Origin of the sequence: Sphaerochaeta associata (genome assembly GCF_022869165.1) — a bacterium.
GTDB classification, from domain to species: domain Bacteria; phylum Spirochaetota; class Spirochaetia; order Sphaerochaetales; family Sphaerochaetaceae; genus Sphaerochaeta; species Sphaerochaeta associata.
In genome coordinates this window covers 2,264,107-2,285,988 of record NZ_CP094929.1, presented here as the reverse complement: position 1 = coordinate 2,285,988, position 21,882 = coordinate 2,264,107, and the positions used below count along the sequence as shown (strand labels likewise).

Genomic DNA, 21,882 nt, shown 5'->3' with positions numbered 1-21,882 from the left:
TCAAGATGGCACATAAGAAAGGTGGCGGTAGTTCCCGCAATGGTCGCGATTCGAATTCCCAGCGTCTGGGTGTGAAGCGCTTTGGTGGCCAGTTGGTCAAGGCAGGTGAAGTTCTTGTTCGCCAGCATGGAACAAAGTTCCACCCTGGTCAGAATGTTGGTCTCGGTTCCGATTATACGCTGTTTGCAAAGGCTGAAGGCACTGTTTTGTTCCACAGCCGAAACAACCGCAAGTATATCAGCATTGTTACCGAGTAAACGATAGGCGAAAGCCGAAGATAACGAACGCATGTTTGGATTTTCAGATGAGACGTATCTTGATGTTGCCTCCGGAAACGGGGGCAATGGTTGTGTTTCCTTCCGACGGGAAAAGTATATTCCCAAGGGAGGCCCGGATGGTGGCGACGGCGGCCGTGGCGGGGATGTAGTATTTGTCGTCAAACAGAATTTAAGAACGCTCGCCCATCTGAAACTTGTCCGTACCTATCGGGCAGAGAATGGGAAAAATGGTACGGGAGAACGTTGCTATGGTCGTGACGGAGTCGACATCGAGATTCCCGTTCCTCCTGGAACGGTCATCAAGAATGCCGAAACCGGAGAGGTTATCAAGGACCTTACCGGTCTGGACCGCTGGGTTTTCCTCAAGGGAGGCCGCGGCGGGCAGGGCAACTACCACTTCCGCACGGCAACGCGACAGGCCCCCCGCTTCGCCCAACCCGGTGAAAAGGGTGAGGAGATGCGTATCGGCGTCGAACTTCTGGTAATCGCCGATATAGGTTTTGTCGGTTTTCCTAATGCAGGAAAGTCCAGTCTGCTGAACATGCTGACCAATGCACGGACCAAGGTGGCGGGTTATCCCTTCACCACCAAGATTCCGCAGTTGGGTATGATGCGCTACGGTGAGCATGACATCGTGCTTGCCGATATTCCCGGCCTCATAGAAGGGGCCAGCGAGGGAGCAGGCATGGGGATCAAGTTCCTCAGGCATATCAGCCGGACTGCAGGTCTTGCCTTCCTCATCGATCTTTCAGATGACCGGTATCTTGATGCCTATGATATACTATGCAAGGAACTTGAGGCCTATGAGCCCGAGCTGTTGAACAAGCAGCAGGTGATCATCGGAACGAAGACCGATGAACCGGGAACTGCACTGCGGCTTGAGGAATTGAAGCGCAAGTACGCTGACAAGGAAGTCATCGGACTGTGCGTCTACCTTGATATGGGCGTTGAAGATGTGAGACAGGCTTTCATCCGCATGGTTACAAGCAATGAGGATGCAGCAAGCAAGGCATTGCATGAAAGTGCCCAAGGGGGCTTTTCCAGCACAGTCGATCTTGATGCATACTATCCTTCGGAGAACGAAAGCCAGTAGGAGGCTTGTTTTGGCGGCAGAACCGACTGCAATGGTAGGCGGAAGTTTCGATCCCGTGCATTTGGGACATCTGCATCTGGTGCATACGGTTGTTGCATCCACTTCCTATCGAAGGTTCATTTTCGTACCTGTTGCCCGCAACAACTTCAAGCAGGATGCCAACCCGGCTGATGCCGTACATCGCATGAATATGCTGCGCATGGGTTTTGATGCATATGCATCCATGTATCCTGACGATCCCCCGCTCGAGCTTATTGCCGAGGATTGTGAATTGAAGCGCGGCGGGATTTCCTATACCTATGACACAGTCAAATATCTTTATTTGCACTACTCCATTAAAGGCAGGCTTGCTGTGGTGATGGGAGACGATTTGGTTTCCTCGCTTCATCGATGGCATGCCTATGAGCAACTCAAGGAGCTTGTTACCTTTGTAGTCATCAGGCGCGAAGGCAGCGTAGTGCGGTTGGATGATCTTTGTGCTGATATTGTCTATCTTGAGAATTCTCTGCTGGAAGACAGTTCTACGAGGATTAGAAATCGATGCAGGGAGTTGGGGGAGAGCGACGAGCTCGGTGATGACATTGCTCGCTTGATGCCCGGGGAGGTTGCCCGTTATGTACAAGAGCATCGACTGTACCGCTCTTGAGTTCGAACTGAAAGAGAGCCTGAGCGAAAAGCGCTACCGCCACAGTCTGGCGGTAGCGCAATCCTGCTTGAGGCTCAACGAACGATACTCCCTCCATCTGGATGCAACAGAGTTGTATGCTGCTGCGCTCATGCATGACATGGCACGTGAGTGGGGCAGGGAGCAGTTGGTTGACTACGCTTTGGCGAACAACCTTGATCTCATGAGCGAGGAGCGTGAGTGCCCGACGCTGCTGCATGCACCGGTGGCGGCATCGCTGCTTGCCGGTCGTGGTTTTTCGGATCAGGTGTGCACTGCCGTGCGGTACCACACCCTGGGAAGCATCCACATGGGAACCATGGGTCTTTTAGTCTATATTTCCGATTATCTGGAACCGAACAGAACGCACCTGTGCGAGCAGGACAGGCAGCGCCTTCTCGAGCATCCTACAGCGGAGAAGCTCTGTCTGGCCATTTTGGAACAGGAACGGGCCTATCTGGTTGCCAAGGCCAAGCAGATAAGCGCTAGCGGGGAGGAACTCTACCGGTTTCTCTGCAGCGGAGGAACGTTTTGAGATATCCGGTACTTGCTCTCTTGCTTTTCAGTATGTTCTTGTATGGCTGCACCCCCGCTGCCGTAGAGGCTGAATATGTTTTGAGCGATGGTGATTCTGCTTGGGCAAGTTGGATTGAGAACGATCATCTGGCGGTGTTGTTGCTTCCGCAGACGGTGGTGGATGGATATGCAGCGTTTGCACAACTCGACCCTGCCATGGCAGCTGTCAATCTTGTGGGATTGGCATCTTCATCGGCGACACGGATCAAGGGCGGTGAGTTGGCGGCTTTCGGCGGTCTGGCGGTGACGCTGGCCGTGTCTGCAAAGGGTGTAGAGGAGGCTCAGGTCGATGCACAGCTCTGTCTTGAAGCGTTGACTGATGGCGCACCCTACTTGAGAAAAACCCTCCTGGCCGATACACTTGCTTCCATTACTGGTCAAACCGATCCGTTTGGAGTGCTTGAGACAGTGAAGCAAGCAACTGTCTTTGATATGAGAACGAGTCTTGCTTTATCGCAGAATACCGACTGGGAGCACATGAAAGCGTATCTGAGGCGTTATGTCGAGGAAATACGGCGCTTCCAGCGTAAGGAGTAAATGAGAATGAATGACTTGGTAGCGGCTAATGCACAGGCAATCGGCCAATTTCTTGAGGATCATAAGTGTAAGGATGTCAGCATCCTTGATGTATCAGCGGAGTGTTCCTGGGCTGATTGTTTCATCATCGCCACCGTCTCGAGCGTAGGACACCTCAAGGGAGTCGCCCACGAAATCTGGTCCGAACTGAATAATCTCGGTCTTGAGGTTGCCAACCGGCACAAGAATCCAGCCGGCGACGGCTGGGAACTCATAGACTGTTCGGATATCGTCATCCATCTGATGAGCTCCGAGCTGAGAGAATTCTATTCGCTGGAAAAACTCTGGCAGAAACGAGAAATCTAAGGTCAATCGTCGAGATTCTCCCGAATCTTGATGATTGTTCTGGTAATGGTATCAACGACAGGCTCCTGCTGGTTCATCAGATGAAAAAACAGCTTTTGAATTGCATCGTAGCCCTGTCGTTGAGGTTCCTGACAAATGGTGAAAGTGATCACCCCTTCCTTGATCAAGGCCTTTGTGCTGGGAATATCATCAAAGCAGAGTATGCGGATGATGCCAGTCTTTCCTAATTCCTGTACAGCTTTACATGCGCCCTGCACACCTGCAGCGGTTAAATAGAGACAGTTGATCTGAGGGTTCCTTCTCAGGCAGGAAATCGTCCGCTCGTATGCCTTTTCGTTGTCATCAAGGCTTTCGATGATATCTACGATGGTATGCTCCATCCGGCGGGTGGATAGGCCTTCGAGAAAACCCCTGATGCGCTCTTGGTGTCCCTTGATGTTGAACGAACCGGTGACGATGAGGATTTTCTGCTCCTGCTGCTTGCAAACCAGGCTGAGCAGCCCGCTTGCCGTAGTGCCCCCCAGATAATAATCCGGTCCCACATAACAGAGGCGATGCGTATCGCTGATATCGGTATTGACGGTAACCACGGTAGTGCCGGCTTCGGTGATCTTATCGATTGCTGCAATGACAGGCTCAACGTTTATGGTGGTGACGCACAACCCATCGTAGCGTTTGCTCTGCAGCGTCTCGATAGCATCGAGATGCACCGATCGATCGAACGACTTCACCTCCATTATATCGACAGAGACACCGAAATCGGAGAGTTCCCGTTCAGCCTGCCTGAAGCCTGCAATGACATCTGCAAAGAACGGGTTGCCTATGCTGGGAAGCAGACAGCCGATCCTCAGAGGTTGCTTGCGGGTCGCCAAGGCTTTGCCTGCAAGATTGGGAATGAACCCAAGCTCGTTGGCTATAGCCCGAATCCGGGAGGCAACCTCCTCATTGACACCCTTTCTATTGTGGAGTACCCGGTCCACCGTTCCCCTGGATACCCCTGCCTTCTTTGCAATATCTCTAATCGTAACAGCCATGGTTGTCCTTTTTAGCTGAGAGTAAGCTACTTAATACAACTTGGCAACAGTGTCTAGCTCGATTTCGCCCGTTTTTTGCTGAGAACATCAAAGACTACCGCCGCAAGTACTACAATACCTTTCACAGCCTTTTGCCAGTTGGCATCGATGCCGAGGATGGACATTCCGTTGTTCAGGACACCCATGAAAATGGCTCCGATGATCGCCCCTCCGATGGTACCGGTTCCACCGTAGGCACTTGCACCGCCGATGAAGCAGGATCCGATGGCATCCATCTCGTAGTTGGTGCCTGCAGTCGGGGCGGCCGAGTTGAAGCGTGCCACACCCACCAAGGCTGCAACCGCCGAGAGAAATCCCATATTGGCGTATGCAAAGAAAAGCACCCTGTTGGTATCGACACCGGAGAGTTTTGCAGCCTTCTCATTGCCGCCCATCGCATACAGGTGCCTGCCCGGTACCGTTCGGGCGGTGAAGTAGCTGTAGCCCAATACAATGACGGCAAGCAGGATCAATACAACAGGTACTCCCTTATGCCTTCCAAGCAGGGAAAATACTACCAGAACAGCTACCGAAAGCAAGACGACCTTGACCAACGTGATGGCCAGAGGTTCGGTTGCGTATCCCTTCTTTTTCTTGGTGTATCGGTCAAAAAGAGCCCAGAATCCATAGATCAAACAGATGACGACTCCGACGATGACCGTAAAGGAGAAAATTGTCGCAGCATCTTCGGTGTTGGGGAGGAAGCTGTTGAAATACCTTGTGTATTCAGCAGGGAAGGGGGAAATGGTCAGGCCGTTGAGAATCAGCAAGGCCACTCCGCGCCACAACAGCATCCCCGCAAGGGTGGTGATGAAAGGAGGGATGCGGACATAGGCGATCCAGAAGCCCTGCCATGCGCCGATGGCAAGCCCTGTTAAAAGACAAATCACTATCGACAGATAGATGTTCCAATGCAGGTTGACCACCAGGGTTCCTGCCAAGGCTCCTACCAAGGCGACGACCGAACCCACGGAGAGGTCGATGTTTCCACCGGTAAGGATGCACAGCAACATACCGCTTGCCAAAATGACGACATACGAGTTTTGGCTGATGAGATTGGAAATATTGGAGGGTGCAAACAGTGATCCCCTTCCGCTGCTGCTGATGAGCACTTGGAAGAGAACCATGGTGGCCAGAAGAACGATGAGCATGGAGTTCTTCTTCACGGTATCCTTGATGCCTAGGCTGTGTCTCATGGCAGTTGGTCTCCTTTCTGATTCTGTACAATGCATTTCATGATTTTTTCTTGGCTTGCTTCGGACCCAAGCATCTCGCCGACTATCCTGCCTTCACTGAGGACGTAGATGCGATCGCAGATTCCCAGTATCTCAGGCATTTCGCTTGAGATGAAGAGGATTGACTTTCCCTCCTCGGCGAGCTGGTTGATGATGCAGTAAATCTCATATTTGGCACCGACATCGATGCCTCTCGTCGGTTCATCGAGCAGCAGTATATCGGGTTCGGCGAAAATCCATTTGCTCAACAATACCTTCTGCTGGTTTCCTCCCGAAAGGTTGTTCACCTCCTCAAGCACCGACGAGCATTTGGTATGCAATTTTTCGTTCACTTCCTTGGACACCTTCAGTTCCAAATCAGGGTCGATGACCTGATACTTGCTGATGGCATCCAGTTTAGCGAGCGTGGTGTTCTGCATGATGGACTTGGAGAGAATCAAACCATTGCCTTTGCGATCCTCGGTGACATATGCCAGCTTGTTCTGGATTGCGTTCTTGATGGAGTTCAGCTGGACTTCCTTGCCGTTGATCCTGAGCGTTCCAGTGATGTTGCGTCCGTAGCTCTTGCCGAAGAGGCTCATCGCAAACTCTGTACGACCTGCACCCATAAGCCCGCTGATGCCGACAACTTCACCCTTGTGAAGTTTGAGATTGATATCCTCACAGACCTTTTTCCCCTCATACAAAGGGTGAAAAGCGGTCCAATGTTCCACTTCAAGACTTACCTGACCGATTTTGGCATTACGTTTGGGAAATCGGTCGCTGATATTCCGCCCGACCATGGCTTTGATGATCTTGTTCTCATCGAAGCTTTCAACGGTCTTGTCCATGGTCGTGATGACTTCACCATCACGAATGACAGTTATACGATCGGCGATATAGGAGACCTCGTTGAGCTTGTGCGAAATGAGGATGCTGGTCATCCCCCTTGCTTTGAACTGCAGCAGCAGGTCAAGCAGCTTTTTGGCTTCCGTATCGTTCAGAGAGGCTGTCGGCTCGTCCAAAATCAAGACCTTGACATTCTTTGCCAACGCCTTGGCGATTTCTACAAGCTGTTGCTTGCCGACACCGATGTCCTTGATGGAAGTCTTGCTGGACTCCTCAAGACCAACGAGTGCGAGCAGCTCGTCGGCTCGGCTGTAGGTTTTGTCCCAGTCGATGGAAAAGATCCTGCCTTGTTCATTACCCAAAAACATATTTTCGGCAATGGTGAGATAGGGTACAAGCGCCAACTCCTGGTGGATGATGACAATCCCCTGCTCCTCGCTCTCCTTGATGGAGTGGAACTGGCAACTCTTTCCATGCACAAGAATATCGCCATCGAAGGTGGAAGCAGGATAGACTCCACTGAGTATATTCATCAGGGTGGATTTGCCTGCCCCGTTCTCTCCAACTATGGCATGGATTTCTCCCGGACGAACTTGAAGGTTCACATCGTTGAGAGCCCTGACCCCGGGGAAGGTCTTGGTGATGTGTTTCATTTCCAGTAGTAGGGTTTCCAAAACGGACCTCCAAAGGATGCGGGCAACCGAAGTTGCCCGCAAAGGATCAAAAGGAGAATCAGATCTTCAAGTCAGCTTCAGTGTAGTAGCCGCTGTCGATCAACAGAGCCTTGTAATTGTCAACGGTAGCGAAGACGGGATCGCAAAGGTAGGAAGGAACAACCTTCACGCCGTTGTTGTAGGTCTCGGTGTCGTTGATGTCAACTTTCTCGCCCTTGACGATGGAGTTGACCATTTCGACGACCTTGCTTGCCAAGGTGCGGGTGTCCTTGAAAATGGACATGCTCTGCAGACCCATCAACATGTTCTTTACAGAAGGCTTGTCGCAGTCCTGACCGGTGATGATCGGGAAGTTGTCCTTGGTGTAACCGGCAGCAACGAGTGCGTTGGTCAGGCCGTTTGCAATGGAGTCATTGGAAGAGTAGACTGCATCGAGACGGTTGCCCTTCGGGCCGTAGTTGTTGGCGGTGATAAGGTTTTCCATTCTCTTCTGGGCTTCTTCGGTTGACCAGTTGAGGGTTGCAACCTGGGCCTTGGTGGTCTGGCCGGAGCGAACGATCAACTTGCCGCTCTTGATGTACGGCTCGAGAATCGACATGGCACCACCAAAGAAGAAATTGATGTTGTTGTCGTCGGGAGAACCGGTGAACAGCTCGATGTAATAAGGGCCTGGGGTGCTGTCAAGTTTCAGGGCATCCCGGATGTAGGTTCCCTGGATGGTTCCAACCTTGAAGTTGTCGAAGGTGGCATAGTAGGTTACTGCATCGGTGTTCATGATCAGGCGGTCATACGCGATGACGGCAATGTTTTTTGCCTTGGCCTGCTTCAGGACTTCACTCAACGCCGATCCATCGATGGATGCAATGACCAACACCTTGCATCCGGTGGTGATCATGTTCTCCAGCTGTGCGACCTGGGTCGGAATGTCATTGTCGCCTGCATACTGCAAGTCAACTTTGTATCCGGCTGCTTCGAGCTGGCTCTTCATGTTCGCTCCATCCTGATTCCAGCGCTGCAGGCTCTGGGTGGGCATGGAAACGCCGATCTTGATTACAGAGGCATCTTCTTTCGTACCTGCTCCGAAGAGAGTTGCTACTGTGAGCAACACCATCAAGAGTACACACAAACTCTTTTTCATATACGACTCCTTTTTTTCTGGATTACTCCAGTAATTGACCATAGAGGTAAAGGGGTATACGTAGGACGGATGCAATAACTAGGGGTGGAAATACCAAATGTTCTGCGTAGTGCCCGAGCACGTTCAAGTATTATGATAGACTACTTTCTGGATTTGTAAAGGGTGATTATCCAAATTTTACATAAATTAAACAGAATTGCCTAAATGACACGTTTTGTCTTCCACTTGCCGCGGATGAAGCGTACGATGAAAAACATGCTGCGGGTCAGCCAATCGATGTACATGCCGGCCCATACTCCATAGATTCCCCAGTTCAGGGTTATAGCCAGCAGATAGCTCATAGCCACCCGGAAGGCCCACATGCTGAACATGGAGACCAGCATGGTATATTTTGCATCACCTGCCGCCCTGAGAAAATTTGGAAGCGAGAAGGCTGTCGGCCACAGAAGGGCGCTGAAGATCATGGCGGTACGGATTACATTGCTTGCAAGCTCGGTGGCTTCTGCAGAAAGATTAAAAATTTGAACAATATGGGGAGTGAGAAAGTAGCCCGGGATGGCAAGGGCCGCCATGGAGAGATAGGTGATTAAAAGTAGTCGTTTTCCGTAATAGACGGCTTGGTCGGGTCTCTTCGCCCCGATGGCCTGTCCGATGACGGTTATCGAGGCGAGCCCGATTGCGCCCCCGGGGATGTTGATGAAGGAGGTAACGGAGCCTGAGATGGCGTTTGCCGCAATCGATGCAGTTCCGAAGACGGCGATGAAGCCTTGGACCAAGAGCTTTCCGATTTGGAATACAGAGCCTTCGATTCCATTGGGAATGCCGATGCGCAGAATACGCCTGATCATCTCCGGGCGCCACTCCAGCTTCCGATAGTTGCGGATTGAGATGACATTCATGGGATTGGCGATGAGCGCAAGGATGATGGCCGATCCTATGATCCTGCTCAGAAGGGTGGCCAGTCCAGCACCGGTCACTCCGAGATGCAGAGCAAAGATGAAGTATGCATTTCCTATCACATTGATAAGATTCATGATGATGCTCACCCACAGGTTCACCTTGCTGTTGCCCATCGACCTGAAAAGCGCGGCACAGGCGTTGTAGGTTGCCAAAAAGGGGAGAGAGGCAAGAATATAGAGGAAATAGGTGGATCCGTTGAGAAGAACCTGCTCTTCAATCGAACCGAAGATAAACCTGATGATGAGACGTCGAAACGGAATGCAAAGCACCATGAGAATTGTGGACACCACTACAGAGAGAACCAACAACTGCTTGGCGGCACTATTTGCCGAAGCATAATCCTTTCTACCGAGGTACTGGCTGGAGACGACGGCTCCCCCGGTGGCAAACGCGGCGAACAAGGTAATTATCAAAAACGTGATGGAATCGACGAGGCTGATGGCACCTACGGCCGCCTCACCAGCCGAGGCGACCATGACAGTGTCGGCCATGCCTATGGAGACGGCAAGGAATTGCTCGATCACCAAAGGGATGATCAAGGTATACAAAAAGCGGCGGGTGAACATTGGCTCCAACGCCGCTTGAATTGGCTTAATTGTTCCCACGAACTGGTCCTCGCCCTATCTTAGGCTGAATACCGAAAGGAGGCAAGCACCTTTGGATTTTCTATTCCTTTGTCAGCAATGCTTCGTCGTTTGCATAGGTCTTGTTTCTGAGGTTCTTGAAAAGCCTGACAAGTTCCTCAACCGTAAGCTTGGATTTCTCTTCGCCGCTGACATCGAGAATGATTGTTCCTTCGTCCATCATGATCAGGCGGTTACCGAAATTGATGGCGAACTGCATGTTGTGTGTTACCATCAGGGCGGTAAGCTTGTACTCAGCGATGAAGCGTTCGGTGAGGTCCATGACAATCTGGGCGTTTCGAGGGTCCAAAGCTGCAGTATGCTCGTCGAGCAGCAGCATTTTGGGCCTGCTCATCACAATCATGAGCAGGGTGAGCGCTTGACGCTGTCCGCCGCTGAGAAGTCCTACATTGTCCTTGAGCCTGTCCTGCAGCCCGATCAATTTCAAAAGCGATGCGAATTGTTCACGCTTCTCGTTGTTCAGGCTGATTCTCAAGCCTTTCATTCCCTTGGTCTCAGCGGTAATCATATTGTCCTCTATGGACATGTTTGCAGCAGTTCCCTTGGTAGGGTCCTGGAAGATGCGGCCGATGGTCATCGCCCGTTTATATTCCGGACTGGCGGTTACATCGGTACCGTCGAATATGATTTTTCCGTTCGTGACCGGGTATGTGCCGCTGATCAGGTTGAAAAGTGTGGACTTTCCCGAGCCGTTGGAACCTACGACACAGATGACATCTCCTTTGTTTACATGGAGATTGATATTATCCAGGGCCATCTTCTCGTTGACTGTCCCGGGGTAGAATACTTTGGTGATGTTGCTTAAATCAAGCATTGGTGGAATCCTCCTTCGAATCGTGCCTGGCCTGGGACCTGGCGATTGCTTTCTTCTTTGCACCCGCCGAAGAAGCTGCACTCCTTGTCTGGGCGATGAAGAGGCTGGCGATCACGAGGATGCCGGTAAGCAACTTGAAGTCGTTGGGGGTTATATTCACCAAATATCCATACTTGCGGCCGAAGAACATCAGGGCCTTGTAGATGATTGCTCCCAAGACTGCTCGAAGGGTGAGCAGCGAGATGCGGTTCGAGGAGAAGAGGAACTCGCCGATCATGATGGCGGCAAGGCCCTGGACCACCATCCCTTGGCCGAGGTTTGCATCGGCAAACCCCTGATACTGGGCAAGAAGTCCGCCCGAAAGGGCAATCAGTCCATTGGAAAGGCCGATGCCCATCAACTTCAGGATATCGGGGTTGATTCCCTGACTGATGACCATCTGCTCGTTTCCACCCATGGCTCCCATGGAGACGCCGAGGTCGGTGCGAAAGAATATATCAATCAACAGTTTCACGAAGAGTACGACGAGCAGGGTTCCAAGGAGCGCCGCCCATTCGGAAGGGATGAAACTGAAAATCTCCGGGAGCTGGGAGTACATGGTTTTCACCCTGAGAAGCGGAACGTTCGCCTTATTGCCCAGTACTCTGAGATTGATGGAGTACAGCATGGTCATGGTGAGAATACCGGCAAGCAGGCCGGGAATTTTCAGCTTGTTATGGATTGCAGCAGTTATCATACCGGCGATTACACCGGCAAGGAAAGCAAGCAGCAGTGCGACGAAAATGGGAAAACCGGCCACGATGCTCATGGTGGCGACTGCAGCACCGGTGGCTACCGAGCCGTCGCAGGTCAGGTCGGCAAAGTCGAGAATCCGATAGGAAATAAGAATACCGATGACCATGATCGAAAAGACCAAGCCATCCACGAAAATTCCTTCAATCATGTAAAACCCCTTACACAGAAAAAATCGCCGGAACTCTGCAAGTCCGGCGATTGATTGTCCAGCCCGTATTACTGGCTGATTTTCTTTCCGTCCTTGATGAGCACAGCAGCACCATCCTGCAGTGACTGCGGAATAGTATAACCAAGCTTCTTGGCGGTATCAAGATTGAACCACAGCTCAAACTTGGTCGGATCGGTGATGTATACGGTTCCAACCGAACCGGCCTGCTCGCCTTTGAGTACTCTTTCAATTACCTTGCCGGTCTCAACACCGATGCTGTAATAGTCGAAGCCCCATGCAATCATGGCATTCAATCCTTCCACACCGCTTGGGTCGGCACTGAAAAGGACCTTGTTTGCCTTGGTGGTGACATCGTCGATCGAAGCGAGGGCGCTGATGACTGCATTGTCGGTGGCAATGTAGATGGCGTCGACGCGGTCGATGATGGATTGGGCGGCCATTTTAACTTCACTGGAGTTGCTGATGGCGCTTGCAACAAACTCAACGCCGTACTTCTGGCAGGCGGCTTTTGCCATCTCCATAAGCACAACGCCGTTGGCTTCGCCTGAAGCATAGATGTTACCGATGCGCTTTGCGCCGGTGATGTCGATCAAAAGCTTGATCTGTTCGTCGACAGGGTTCTTGTCCGAGACACCGGCAATGTTGGCAGCCACCAGACCTGCCTCATCGGCATCGGTGACGGCACTGAATACTACAGGAATGCCGGAGGAGACGGGGAACACCTGGGCAAGGGCCTGGGCCGAGGGGGTTGCGATACCGACAGCAACATTGACCTTGTCGCTCTTGAACTTCTGGGCGATCGAGGAAGCGGTGGAGATGTCGCCATTTGCATTCTGCAGGTCATAGGAGACCGACAGGCCCGTGGTGGCAAGGTGATCCATCAAACCTTTCTCGGCTGCGTCGAGGGCGGGATGGGCGAGGAGTTTTGAGACTCCAATCTTGTACGTAGCGCTGGCTTTGGCTTCAGTCTGTCCTGCAGCAAAGACGCTGAAAGTCAGAAGAAGAACTAGGGCAAGGGTGAACAGGGAGCGGCGTGTGATGTTCATCTGATTTCCTCCAAAACAGGTAATCCTTTTCGTTTGCAAAACTATAGCCTTATTTTTCGCATTTGTAAATCATGTTATGCAAATAACTGAATATTAATTCATGGATTATGCATATGGTTATAATTTGATTCGAATAATTGAATATATCGACTACAATGAAAGGAGCCTGCCCCGAAAGGCAGGCTCCAAACAAGGAGTATGAACGTTACTCGCGTATAGTCTTTTTTCCGTTTTGGACCAACACCTTCGCTCCATCAAGCAGGTCCTGAGGGATGCTGATATTCAGTTTCTTTGCAGTGTCGAGATTGAACCAGAGCTCGAACTGAGCGGGATCGTCAAAGAATACAGCTCCGATATCCCTGGGTTTCTCTCCCTTGAGGATTCGTTCAACCACCTTTCCGGTTTCCACTCCGACGGTATAGTAATTGAAGCCCCAGCTCATGAGAAAGTCGATACCGTCGCTGCTGGTCGTATCAGTGTTGAACAGAGGGATTCCAGCCTTCATGCAGACTTCGCTTACCGAGGGGATGGCACTGACTACGGTGTTGTCGATGGCCACATACATGGCGTCCACACGTCCGACTATCGATTGGGCGGCCATCTTGACTTCGCTGGAGTTACTGACCGCTGCAGCAACGAAGGTGACGTTGTTTTCGGCGCATATGCTCTTTGCAAGCTCCATCTGTGCAACTCCGTTGGCTTCGCTGCTGGTGTAGATCATCCCCAGTGTCTTCGGCTTGACAATCCGAAAATAGGTCTCAAGCTGAAGCTTCAGCGGATTGAGGTCCGAAATACCTGCAATATTGGTATCCTCGGTTTTGTCGTAATTGACTACCAGCCCGGCTGCCAAGGGGTCGGTTATCGCCCCGAAGACGACCGGCTTGTCGGTTATGACCTGTGCAAGGGCCTGGGCCGGGGGGGTGGCGATGCCGACAACCAAATCCTTGTTGTCGCTTTTAAACTTCTGAGCAATCGCGATGGCTGTTGCAATTTCTGCGTTGCAGTTCTGCAGATCGAAATTGAACTGCATGCCGGTACCGTTGAGATAGTCCATTATTCCCTGCTCGATGGAGTCGAGTGCGGGATGACTCACCATTTTGGAAATGCCGATTTCATATCCCTTTGAGGCTTCGGCGGTTGGTTGGGAAAACAGGGGCGAGACGGCAATCATGCAGAGGGCAACAAGCAACACTATTCTTCGATTCATGGTCTTTCTCCTTAGGTGTATATGTTACTATACAGAGAAACAATTGGGAGTGCAAGTATCTATTCGTAGAAACATGAACTTTCTTTAAAAGCCATGAGATGTACGTATTTTCTATCAAACAGTGCGGCTACAGGGCGTGCATGCTTCTGAGAAAGAGAAGATTTCGTATGATTAAATCTGACTTCCACCACAGCTTTGCAACGGCCCACTGTTCGGGATAGTCGGCCCAAGCCCAGGTAGGGGCCCACGATCCGTCCGCGCACTGAGTTTGTTTGATCTGGGTGCACTCTTTGTGTCCGAGGTCCTGCAACAGGGGAGTGAACAGTCGCTGACTTGCCCGATGAAAGTGCGAAGGCTTGCAGCTGTATGAGTTGATCCATGCATCGCTGTCCTGCTCAACAAGAGAGTCCACAGCAACTACGAGTGTTGATGCGAGTTCCTGCAGATCGATGGGGGACTTTCGAGGAATCTGGCTGAGATAGTCATGCATCCTGAGATAACAGATGATAGTGTGAAAGCCGTTCTCCCTGCCGCCGCCCAGCAATTGGTCGTATGCTTCTTTGACAATGCGGATTGCCAGTAGTTCCCTCTGTGCATTTCCCTTTGCATGTCGGAATAGGAACCCGGCTAGGGCGGCTGTTGGATTGTAGTCTCCATTGCCGGTGGAGTTGTCGGTGCACGCCCACCAAGGAGCATGGGGATGGTCGTTGGTGCTTGGTATTGCCTTATACCAGAATGACCCGTCAAAGGAGGAGCCGCTTTCCAAATATGCGAGGATGCCTTGGATGATTGGATGCTGTGTGTCTGAAAAGGCTGTTTCGTCAAGAATCTCGGTTGCCGTGCAGGTTTGTATGGGACTTGAGTTCGGGTTCCATGCATCGGCTTCCAAACCCCAGCCGAAGCCGCCATCCTTGTTCTGATAGGCAGAAAGAGCGGCGAGTACTTCAGACTTGTCAGCACCTTCGAAATGGAAGCGCCAACGGGCGAGGTCCAAAGCCCTGGCGTTGCGGTATATGAAGAGTCTGGCTTTGGCAAAGAGTTCACTATCGTACATGGGGTCTTCCTTATTATAGAAAAACCTCCCCGGGGGGGGGGAGGCTTGCTTGTGTTGATGGGGGAATCAGAGGATGTCCTCGTCTTCCAAGTCGTCGAATTCATCTTCTTCCTCAAAGAATTCGTCCTCGAAAGACTCATCCCCCTCGACCATGAAGCCATCGTCGAGAAGTTCATCCTCATCTTCCTCGTCATCGAGCATCTCATCGTCTTCATCTCCGAAATCTATCACTTCCGGAGCATCGTACAAATCAGCCAGATAGGCGTCTTCCTCGTCCTCCAACCTACTGAAATAACGATCTTCCTCATCATCGAGCTCATCATCTTCTTCACGATATTTCGCCATGCCGGTACTCCTTGAAATCGTATTGCAATCCCACTGATTACAACATAAGAGAAGGTAGTACGGTTGTCAATTGGTTCTGTGGTTATGGACAGCACTCGTGCACACTGGTATCATGGGCCATGATGCAAGCAAAGCGATATTTGGCCGTCCCCTGCGGAGATCCGGCGGGCATTGGCCCTGAGATAGTATTGAAAGCGCTGAAGGCCGCACAACTGCCTGATGAAGTGGGCGTCATCGTTATTGCCGATGTCCCTGTTATTTCCAGACTCGCAACAGATTTGGGCTTAAAAGCCGAATTCGATTCAGTTGTCAGCGACCAAACCCGTCTTGAGCAGGCGATGGAGGGGGGAAGCCGGAAGATTCTCTATACCCAAAGCATTGTCGACATGAATCACTTTGCCTATGGACGGATCAGCGCCATGTGCGGCAGAGCGGCGTATGCATCGGCCGAGACCGCCGTGCTTTTGGTGCAGCAAGGCTATGCACATGCTGTTGTAACGCCTCCTCTGCACAAGGAAGCGCTGAGGGCTGCCGGTATCGAGCATATCGGATACACCGAAATCCTTTCCGAGCTCACCCATACAAAGAAAGCGATTACGATGTTCGATACCATGGGACTGAAAATTTTCTTTCATACGCGTCATCTCTCGCTGCGCCAAGCGTGTGATGCGGTCACCAAGGAGAGCCTGCTCGAAACCATAGCTACCTGTGACAGGATTACAAAAAGCAGTCCGGCCTTCGATCGGAGCCTCAGCCTCGCCGTAGCGGGCTTGAATCCCCATAGCGGCGAGCACGGCCTGTTCGGGGATGAGGAGATGGTGAGTGTGGAACCGGCTGTCATCGAGGCCCGCAGGCAAGGCATCGATGTGGTCGGGCCGATTGGTGCCGACTCGGTGTTCTATCAGACGCGGATGGGTAAGTATCGGGCGGTGATTTCCCTCTATCACGACCAAGGCCACATTGCTGCCAAAACCTATGATTTCAACCGGACCATCTCCATCACCTGGGACCTTCCTTTTCTACGTACCAGCGTCGACCATGGGACGGCCTTCGATATTGCCGGAAAAGGTCTGGCTGACGCAAGCGGGATGGTCCGGGCGCTCGAAGTTGCGGCCTCCTATACCCGAAGCAAAGAGGAGTACATATGAGAGTTCTGAGCAAGGTTCTGATTGTTGCCTCGATGGTGATTTTCTTCACCTCCTGCGCCACTTCCATTACGGTAAGGCATTTGGTTCCCGGTGAGGTTGACCTCAGTGCATCGAGAAACATCGCCGTCGCTTCGACAAATGCCTACAAGTTTCCATACGGCCGTCCGCTCAGCCCTTGGATACAGGGCCTCAGTGAAACAGATTTCACCCTTTCCAGCGGGTATGACACAAATCTGGCCTCCTCCGTCGCCTCGACGGCCTCGCGCATGATTCTGGATTCCGTACAAGGCACCGGATATTTCACCGTCCTTACCCCTGAAGTCACCGATGCATATATGACCCTCTCCAAAGTAGGGGAGAATACTTCAGCAATGCTCAAGTCGAAGGGGATGCAGGCCCTGCTTTCGAGTTCCATCTCCTATATGGATGTAGAGGAGCAGGTGGTGGGAAGGGATGTGAAGACCTTTGTGACGGAGGATGTCGACCCTAACCCAAATGATGCTATTGTGAATATCAAGAGCTATGAGAAAGTAACCTCAAGGGAGTACTTCCTGGTACAGAAAGCCACGTTGACACTGACCTATACGATTTTCGACCTGGGCAGCGGCTCTATTCTGTTCTCCCGTTCCTTTACCGGAAAAGAGGATCAGGAGACGAAAATCGGGATACGGACCTATGATGCTGGAGCTCCCGGAGGCTATCGTGACGAGAGAAGGTATTCAAGCGGGTATGCCCCTTCCTTCAAGCCCTTGTTCGAGAAGATCATCCGCTCCTTCTCATCGACCATCTCCAAGCAGCTGGCTCCTTCCTGGCAGACCAAGCGGCTCACCCTTATGAGCAACAAGCCCAAGCTTGAAGCAGCAAAGGGTGCCTATACACTGGCCGAGCGTGGTTCGTATGAGGCGGCATATAGGCAGTTCCTCTCGCTGTATGAAGGCAATGGTCATATTGCCAGCGGATATAACGCTGCCTTGCTGCTTGAGGCGATGGGCAGATTTACGGAAGCAGTCGACCTGATGAACGATGTATACAACCGTTCAGGGTCCAGACAGGCCTATACGGCACTTCTCAGCATGCAGGAAGCAAAGAGCCAGAGCGAGAAGGCCCAGCGGCAGATCAGCGGGGAAAGTACCCTCGACGGTCAGGGTGTGATGATGATGCAGTATGTGGTGATGGAGTAGCTGATGGGCAAGGCAATGGTGTTGGTGTACACAGGTGATGGAAAAGGAAAGAGTTGCGCCTCGATGGGACAGCTGTTTCGTGCCCTCGGACATGGGGCCCGGTGCGCCGTGGTTCAGTTCATCAAGCAGGATCCCGATACGCTTGACAGCGGTGAATACAAGAGTGCGATACAGCTTGGCGTCACCTGGAAACACTTCGGTGCCGGTTTTACCTGGGTAGGGGAGAATGACAAGCTCAATGCCGAGCTTGCCAAACGTGGCTGGGAGCAGGTCAAGCGGTGGATATCCGCATCCGCCTTCGATCTGATAGTCTTGGATGAATTCACCTACACCCTCACGCTTGGGTACCTTGATGCCGATGAGGTGTGCACTTGGATTGCAGACCACCGCTCCAAGGAAGGCTTTCCCCATTTGGTGATCAGCGGCCGCAATGCACCCAAGGCCCTTATCGATATTGCTGATATGGTGAGTGAAATACAGGAAGTGAAGCATCATTTACAGCTTGCAGACCGAAAAGCCGAAGCGATGATTGAGTTTTGATGGCCTAAATCGCAAGTGAGCTCCTTTTTTTCTTTCACATTTTTGTGATTCCGGATATAATCATCCAGAGGAGTTTCCTATGGGCCTTTGCGATCTTCACTGCCATCTGCTTCCCTTGATCGATGATGGCTATGTTTCCAAAGAATCTTTTTCCCGTATGCTCCATCTGTATTTGGAGAACGGGATTACGACCATCGCCTTCACTCCCCATATCTACAACCCGTTTGTGACCACCAATATCGCAGATTTGCGTCAGACGTTTGCCTGGGCGCAGGGAGAGGCTGCAAAGGAGGGTATTACCACCTATTTGGGTAGTGAACTCTACGTGGGAGACCAGGCCCGGCTTGTCTGTGTGCCTATCGCCCAAAAGTACGCTCTGCTTGAGTTCGGGCTCTCCCTTCCCCCCGCGAGATTGCTTGAGCGCATAGAGACTCTCATCCTGCAAAAGCTGACGCCCATCCTTGCCCATGTGGAACGCTATCGGTGGCTTGAACCGCAGAGTGCGTTGCTCGGCGAGCTGCTGAAATTGGGCTGCCTCTTGCAAACAAACGTGGAAGCAGTGGAGAATGGCGACTCCCTTGGGTATCTGAAACGAGACTTGATTGACCTCATAGCGACGGACAATCATGGAGATGAAACGCTTCCCCTCCGCCTGGTCCAATGCCTCAATGCATGGCCGCAGGTGTATGGGAAGATGGAAACACTTTTGTAATTCCACCTGAGACAGGTGAGTGAGGAGGTAGCGCATGCTGCTGGATATGACGATAGCGAACTTCAAGTCCGTAAAGTCGGCTCAGACGATTTCGTTTGAGGCTGTCAAGGACAACCGTTTTCCCGAATCGAAGGTTGTACCGGTGACCGAGAAGTTGAGACTTATCAAGACTGCGGCCATTGTAGGGCCCAATGGAGCGGGCAAAAGCTCGTTTGTACGTGCCTTGGAAGCGCTGAAGGGTATTGTGTGCGCGGCAGAGGAGACGGAGAACCCCCTGCAGATTCTCAGCGGTACTTCATTTGCGTACTCTGAGGAGAAAGGGCAGCCTGCAACCATCATCATCCGCATCCTGCTTGGAAAGGATGAGCAGAGCGGCGAGATGGTAATCGCACAGTATACCCTGGTCGCCGACCGTGAAAAGATATTCGAGGAATCTCTCTTTCACTTGATCAAACGATCGAAGAAATTGATGTTTGAGCGCAAGCTTGATGAAGGGGCCCTTCTGCTTGATGATGTCAAGCTGACGTATACATATCGATGGGGCAAAGCCTATCGCGGTGAGAAGAAGCGTCTGGTGGGCAAGGTTGATGAGAAGCACTCCTACCTTGCAGCTTCAGCAGTCAAGGGCAGTGATACGACAGGACCGCTGTACACCTGGTTCAATGAGAGTCTGCATCTGCTTCCCATGGGTGTTTCGAACATCAGCGAGAAGTATCTGATCACCCAGCTTACCGAGCATCCTGATTGGGTGCAGCAGCTGATCAACTTCCTGTGGAGTGTCGATATCACCGACATCCGCGACATTCGTGTCAAGGACGACCGCCTCATTTTCATCCATACCAATGTCACCCAGCACTACGCCTCGTTCTTCAACTTGGAGAGCCTGAGCCTCAGAAGACTGTGTTTGATGGGTGTGGCATTCTTTGAAAGTTTCACCAAGCCCAGGACCTTGATCATCGATGACTTCGGCATGCTCCTGCACCCCAACGTATTGTGCCACATCGTAGAGATCTTTGAGGCCAGCAATAATGAGTGCAACTCGCAGATGCTGGTGGTCGACTGCAACCCCTCGTTGCTTCGTCCGGGCCTGCTCAGACGCGACGGCGTGTACTTTGCCGAAAAGAACAGTGAAAGCGCCACCGTCTATTTCAGCTTGGCCAACTTCAAGTACTCACGCAGCAAGGACAAGACGCAGAGTCAATATATGAATGGAGCGTTCGGTGCCCTTCCGATTCTTTCGGAGTTCTGTTTCATCGATGCGAACAAGGATAAGGAGGAGTAACAATGGCACGCAAACGAATTTCCCAACAGCCCCGCCAAACCATTCTCTTGGTGACGGCAACCGAAGCGGAGGCCTTGTATTTCTCCCAGATGCGCAAGGACTGCCGCTATTCCAATATGACGGTTATTTGGGAGCAGGACTGCAAGGACCTCTCCAGCTTGATCACTACTGCAGCCAAGATGCGCAACAGCGGCAACTACAGCAGTGTATGGGTGGTATTCGGTTTTGCCGATCTCAAGGTTTCTTCGGAAGATGTCTCCAAGCTGCTTGTACTTGCAGAGAAAAAGAAAGTCAGGCTTGCCTGGAACAATCCTTCCCTGCCGCTTTGGTACCTGTTGCACCTGCAGGCCCCCAAGGGCTTTGTACAGGATCCCAAAATGATTGAGAGTGCACTGGCCAAGCAATTCCCTTCGTTCTCCAACAGTGCTTCCTATCTGCTTGGGGAGGGTATGAACCTGCATTTGAGGCTCTACTCAGCCAAGTCGAAGGCTGCCGTCAATGCCAGCTCCTACAACTCGTTGGTTGCAGGAAAGCTGGGCTTGGCGCCAACCAATATCGTTGCAATGCTCAATGACATCACCGAGATCTGCGGATTGGCGGACCTGACTCACAATCAGAAGCAACTTGGTCTGAACAAGAAGAACGGGTAGCAGGCGGTGAGTGGAATCCTGCTGCTCGTATACATGCTTGCCTTCGCCCTCGGGTGCATGACCTTGGCCCTTGCCATCGTCTACCGCCTGGCAAACAAGCAGAGGTGGGCGACCTATTTCATCATCTGTCATGCATCCCTGTTGGGATGCATGATGCTGATGGCCCTGCAGCTCCTTTCACGTATCTATCTCTCGGGTTTGGTCTTTGATGTCATCACCTACAGCATAGCCTTCATCGTCATCGCCGATCTCACCTTCCTTATTGTATTCATCCCTTATTTTACCACCTGGGTTATTGCTCACCCTTGGAGACAGCCGTACAAGGGGTTGTTCTACGTGCTCGCACTGGTTTACTTGGTGCTTGGCATAAGCCGTGAACTTTGGCAGAAGCTCATCATAGACCAGTTGATGCTCATGCTGTTTGTCTTCGTCATTGCCTTCTGTCTCTCGGTGACATTGAAGAACATCAACTCCATTGCAAACAAGACCGCCCGGACTTCAGCGATTTCAATCATCATCGTCAGTGCAGCGATGGTACCCGCCATCCTGCTTGCCTTGCTCTTTCCCTCACTCAAGCCGTTGTTGTTCGGAATCTACTTTCTGGCGCTCTCAATTACCATCATGACGTTCTTATTCATGGAATTTGTGCGTTTGGGAAGGTCGACGGTGGTCAAGAACAAAGAGCTTGTTTTAGAGGACTTGGAGGAGTACCATATCACTGAGCGCGAGTTTGCAGTCATCCGCTTGATAAGCCAAGGCTTGACCAACAAGGAGATCGCAAGCCAGCTTGGCATCAGCGCAAACACGGTGAACAACCATGTGGCTAATATCTACGGGAAAACCCAGGTGAGGAGCCGCATCGACCTTTTGAATCTGCTGAAGCAGAGTTGGTAG

24 protein-coding genes are annotated in these 21,882 nt (G+C 51.7%); 13 read left to right on the top strand and 11 right to left on the bottom strand.

Annotation, left to right across the window (positions count from 1 at the left end):
- The first annotated feature begins 5 nt into the window (after positions 1 to 5).
- The 6 genes from rpmA to rsfS are packed head-to-tail and all read left to right on the top strand — an operon-like array spanning position 6 to position 3,493.
- A complete protein-coding gene (gene rpmA / locus MUG09_RS10600) occupies positions 6 to 257 on the top strand; it encodes a 50S ribosomal protein L27 (protein WP_244771398.1) in 252 nt (83 codons plus the stop codon).
- 31 nt (positions 258 to 288) lie between these two features.
- On the top strand, positions 289 to 1,371 hold the full coding sequence (obgE, locus tag MUG09_RS10595) for a GTPase ObgE (RefSeq protein WP_244771397.1): 1,083 nt from the start codon (positions 289 to 291) through the stop codon (positions 1,369 to 1,371).
- 10 nt (positions 1,372 to 1,381) lie between these two features.
- On the top strand, positions 1,382 to 2,017 hold the full coding sequence (gene nadD, locus MUG09_RS10590; RefSeq protein ID WP_244771396.1) for a nicotinate (nicotinamide) nucleotide adenylyltransferase: 636 nt from the start codon (positions 1,382 to 1,384) through the stop codon (positions 2,015 to 2,017).
- A complete protein-coding gene (yqeK, locus tag MUG09_RS10585) occupies positions 1,986 to 2,570 on the top strand; it encodes a bis(5'-nucleosyl)-tetraphosphatase (symmetrical) YqeK (RefSeq protein ID WP_244771395.1) in 585 nt (194 codons plus the stop codon). The genes nadD and yqeK overlap by 32 nt, the downstream gene beginning before the upstream one ends.
- A complete protein-coding gene (locus MUG09_RS10580) occupies positions 2,567 to 3,148 on the top strand; it encodes a hypothetical protein (protein WP_244771394.1) in 582 nt (193 codons plus the stop codon). The genes yqeK and MUG09_RS10580 overlap by 4 nt, the downstream gene beginning before the upstream one ends.
- Before the next feature lie 6 nt (positions 3,149 to 3,154).
- Entirely contained in the window at positions 3,155 to 3,493 is a 339-nt protein-coding gene (gene rsfS / locus MUG09_RS10575) for a ribosome silencing factor (protein WP_244771393.1), read from the top strand.
- A 2-nt stretch (positions 3,494 to 3,495) separates the two neighbouring features.
- Here rsfS and MUG09_RS10570 read toward each other — a convergent pair whose 3' ends face one another.
- From MUG09_RS10570 to MUG09_RS10520, 11 genes are all read right to left on the bottom strand, one after another.
- Entirely contained in the window at positions 3,496 to 4,527 is a 1,032-nt protein-coding gene (locus tag MUG09_RS10570) for a LacI family DNA-binding transcriptional regulator (RefSeq protein WP_244771392.1), read from the bottom strand.
- Between the two features lie 53 nt (positions 4,528 to 4,580).
- Positions 4,581 to 5,762 carry a multiple monosaccharide ABC transporter permease gene (gene mmsB / locus MUG09_RS10565; RefSeq protein WP_244771391.1) on the bottom strand — a complete coding sequence of 394 codons (1,182 nt, stop codon included), beginning with the start codon at positions 5,760 to 5,762 and terminating at the stop codon, positions 4,581 to 4,583.
- Positions 5,759 to 7,303, bottom strand: a complete 1,545-nt coding sequence (locus MUG09_RS10560; RefSeq protein WP_244771390.1) for a sugar ABC transporter ATP-binding protein — start codon at positions 7,301 to 7,303, stop codon at positions 5,759 to 5,761. Before MUG09_RS10560 ends, mmsB begins: the two co-directional genes overlap by 4 nt.
- A gap of 58 nt (positions 7,304 to 7,361) precedes the next feature.
- Entirely contained in the window at positions 7,362 to 8,441 is a 1,080-nt protein-coding gene (gene chvE, locus MUG09_RS10555) for a multiple monosaccharide ABC transporter substrate-binding protein (RefSeq protein WP_244771389.1), read from the bottom strand.
- A 200-nt stretch (positions 8,442 to 8,641) separates the two neighbouring features.
- Entirely contained in the window at positions 8,642 to 10,006 is a 1,365-nt protein-coding gene (locus MUG09_RS10550) for an MATE family efflux transporter (protein WP_244771388.1), read from the bottom strand.
- Positions 10,007 to 10,067: 61 nt separating this feature from the next.
- Positions 10,068 to 10,859, bottom strand: coding sequence for an ABC transporter ATP-binding protein (locus tag MUG09_RS10545; RefSeq protein ID WP_244771387.1), 792 nt, complete (start codon positions 10,857 to 10,859; stop codon positions 10,068 to 10,070).
- The gene (locus MUG09_RS10540) at positions 10,852 to 11,802 is read right to left on the bottom strand and encodes an ABC transporter permease (protein WP_244771386.1); all 951 of its coding nucleotides are present in this window, start codon (positions 11,800 to 11,802) and stop codon (positions 10,852 to 10,854) included. Before MUG09_RS10540 ends, MUG09_RS10545 begins: the two co-directional genes overlap by 8 nt.
- Before the next feature lie 68 nt (positions 11,803 to 11,870).
- Positions 11,871 to 12,869, bottom strand: a complete 999-nt coding sequence (locus MUG09_RS10535) for an ABC transporter substrate-binding protein (RefSeq protein WP_244771385.1) — start codon at positions 12,867 to 12,869, stop codon at positions 11,871 to 11,873.
- Positions 12,870 to 13,074: 205 nt separating this feature from the next.
- Positions 13,075 to 14,076, bottom strand: coding sequence for an ABC transporter substrate-binding protein (locus MUG09_RS10530; protein ID WP_244771384.1), 1,002 nt, complete (start codon positions 14,074 to 14,076; stop codon positions 13,075 to 13,077).
- 127 nt (positions 14,077 to 14,203) lie between these two features.
- Positions 14,204 to 15,130, bottom strand: a complete 927-nt coding sequence (locus tag MUG09_RS10525) for a hypothetical protein (RefSeq protein WP_244771383.1) — start codon at positions 15,128 to 15,130, stop codon at positions 14,204 to 14,206.
- A 66-nt stretch (positions 15,131 to 15,196) separates the two neighbouring features.
- Positions 15,197 to 15,475, bottom strand: a complete 279-nt coding sequence (locus MUG09_RS10520) for a hypothetical protein (protein ID WP_244771382.1) — start codon at positions 15,473 to 15,475, stop codon at positions 15,197 to 15,199.
- A gap of 119 nt (positions 15,476 to 15,594) precedes the next feature.
- On the opposite strand from MUG09_RS10520, the gene pdxA reads away from it, so the two are divergent.
- From pdxA to MUG09_RS10485, 7 genes are all read left to right on the top strand, one after another.
- Positions 15,595 to 16,623: a 4-hydroxythreonine-4-phosphate dehydrogenase PdxA gene (pdxA, locus tag MUG09_RS10515; RefSeq protein WP_244771381.1), complete on the top strand. Its 1,029-nt coding sequence runs from the start codon at positions 15,595 to 15,597 to the stop codon at positions 16,621 to 16,623.
- Entirely contained in the window at positions 16,620 to 17,804 is a 1,185-nt protein-coding gene (locus MUG09_RS10510) for a tetratricopeptide repeat protein (RefSeq protein WP_244771380.1), read from the top strand. Before pdxA ends, MUG09_RS10510 begins: the two co-directional genes overlap by 4 nt.
- Before the next feature lie 3 nt (positions 17,805 to 17,807).
- Positions 17,808 to 18,344, top strand: coding sequence for a cob(I)yrinic acid a,c-diamide adenosyltransferase (locus MUG09_RS10505; RefSeq protein ID WP_244771379.1), 537 nt, complete (start codon positions 17,808 to 17,810; stop codon positions 18,342 to 18,344).
- 79 nt (positions 18,345 to 18,423) lie between these two features.
- On the top strand, positions 18,424 to 19,056 hold the full coding sequence (locus MUG09_RS10500; RefSeq protein ID WP_244771378.1) for a CpsB/CapC family capsule biosynthesis tyrosine phosphatase: 633 nt from the start codon (positions 18,424 to 18,426) through the stop codon (positions 19,054 to 19,056).
- 34 nt (positions 19,057 to 19,090) lie between these two features.
- Positions 19,091 to 20,338: an AAA family ATPase gene (locus MUG09_RS10495; protein ID WP_244771377.1), complete on the top strand. Its 1,248-nt coding sequence runs from the start codon at positions 19,091 to 19,093 to the stop codon at positions 20,336 to 20,338.
- Positions 20,339 to 20,340: 2 nt separating this feature from the next.
- The gene (locus MUG09_RS10490; RefSeq protein ID WP_244771376.1) at positions 20,341 to 20,988 is read left to right on the top strand and encodes an RloB family protein; all 648 of its coding nucleotides are present in this window, start codon (positions 20,341 to 20,343) and stop codon (positions 20,986 to 20,988) included.
- A gap of 6 nt (positions 20,989 to 20,994) precedes the next feature.
- Positions 20,995 to 21,882, top strand: a complete 888-nt coding sequence (locus MUG09_RS10485) for a helix-turn-helix transcriptional regulator (RefSeq protein ID WP_244771375.1) — start codon at positions 20,995 to 20,997, stop codon at positions 21,880 to 21,882.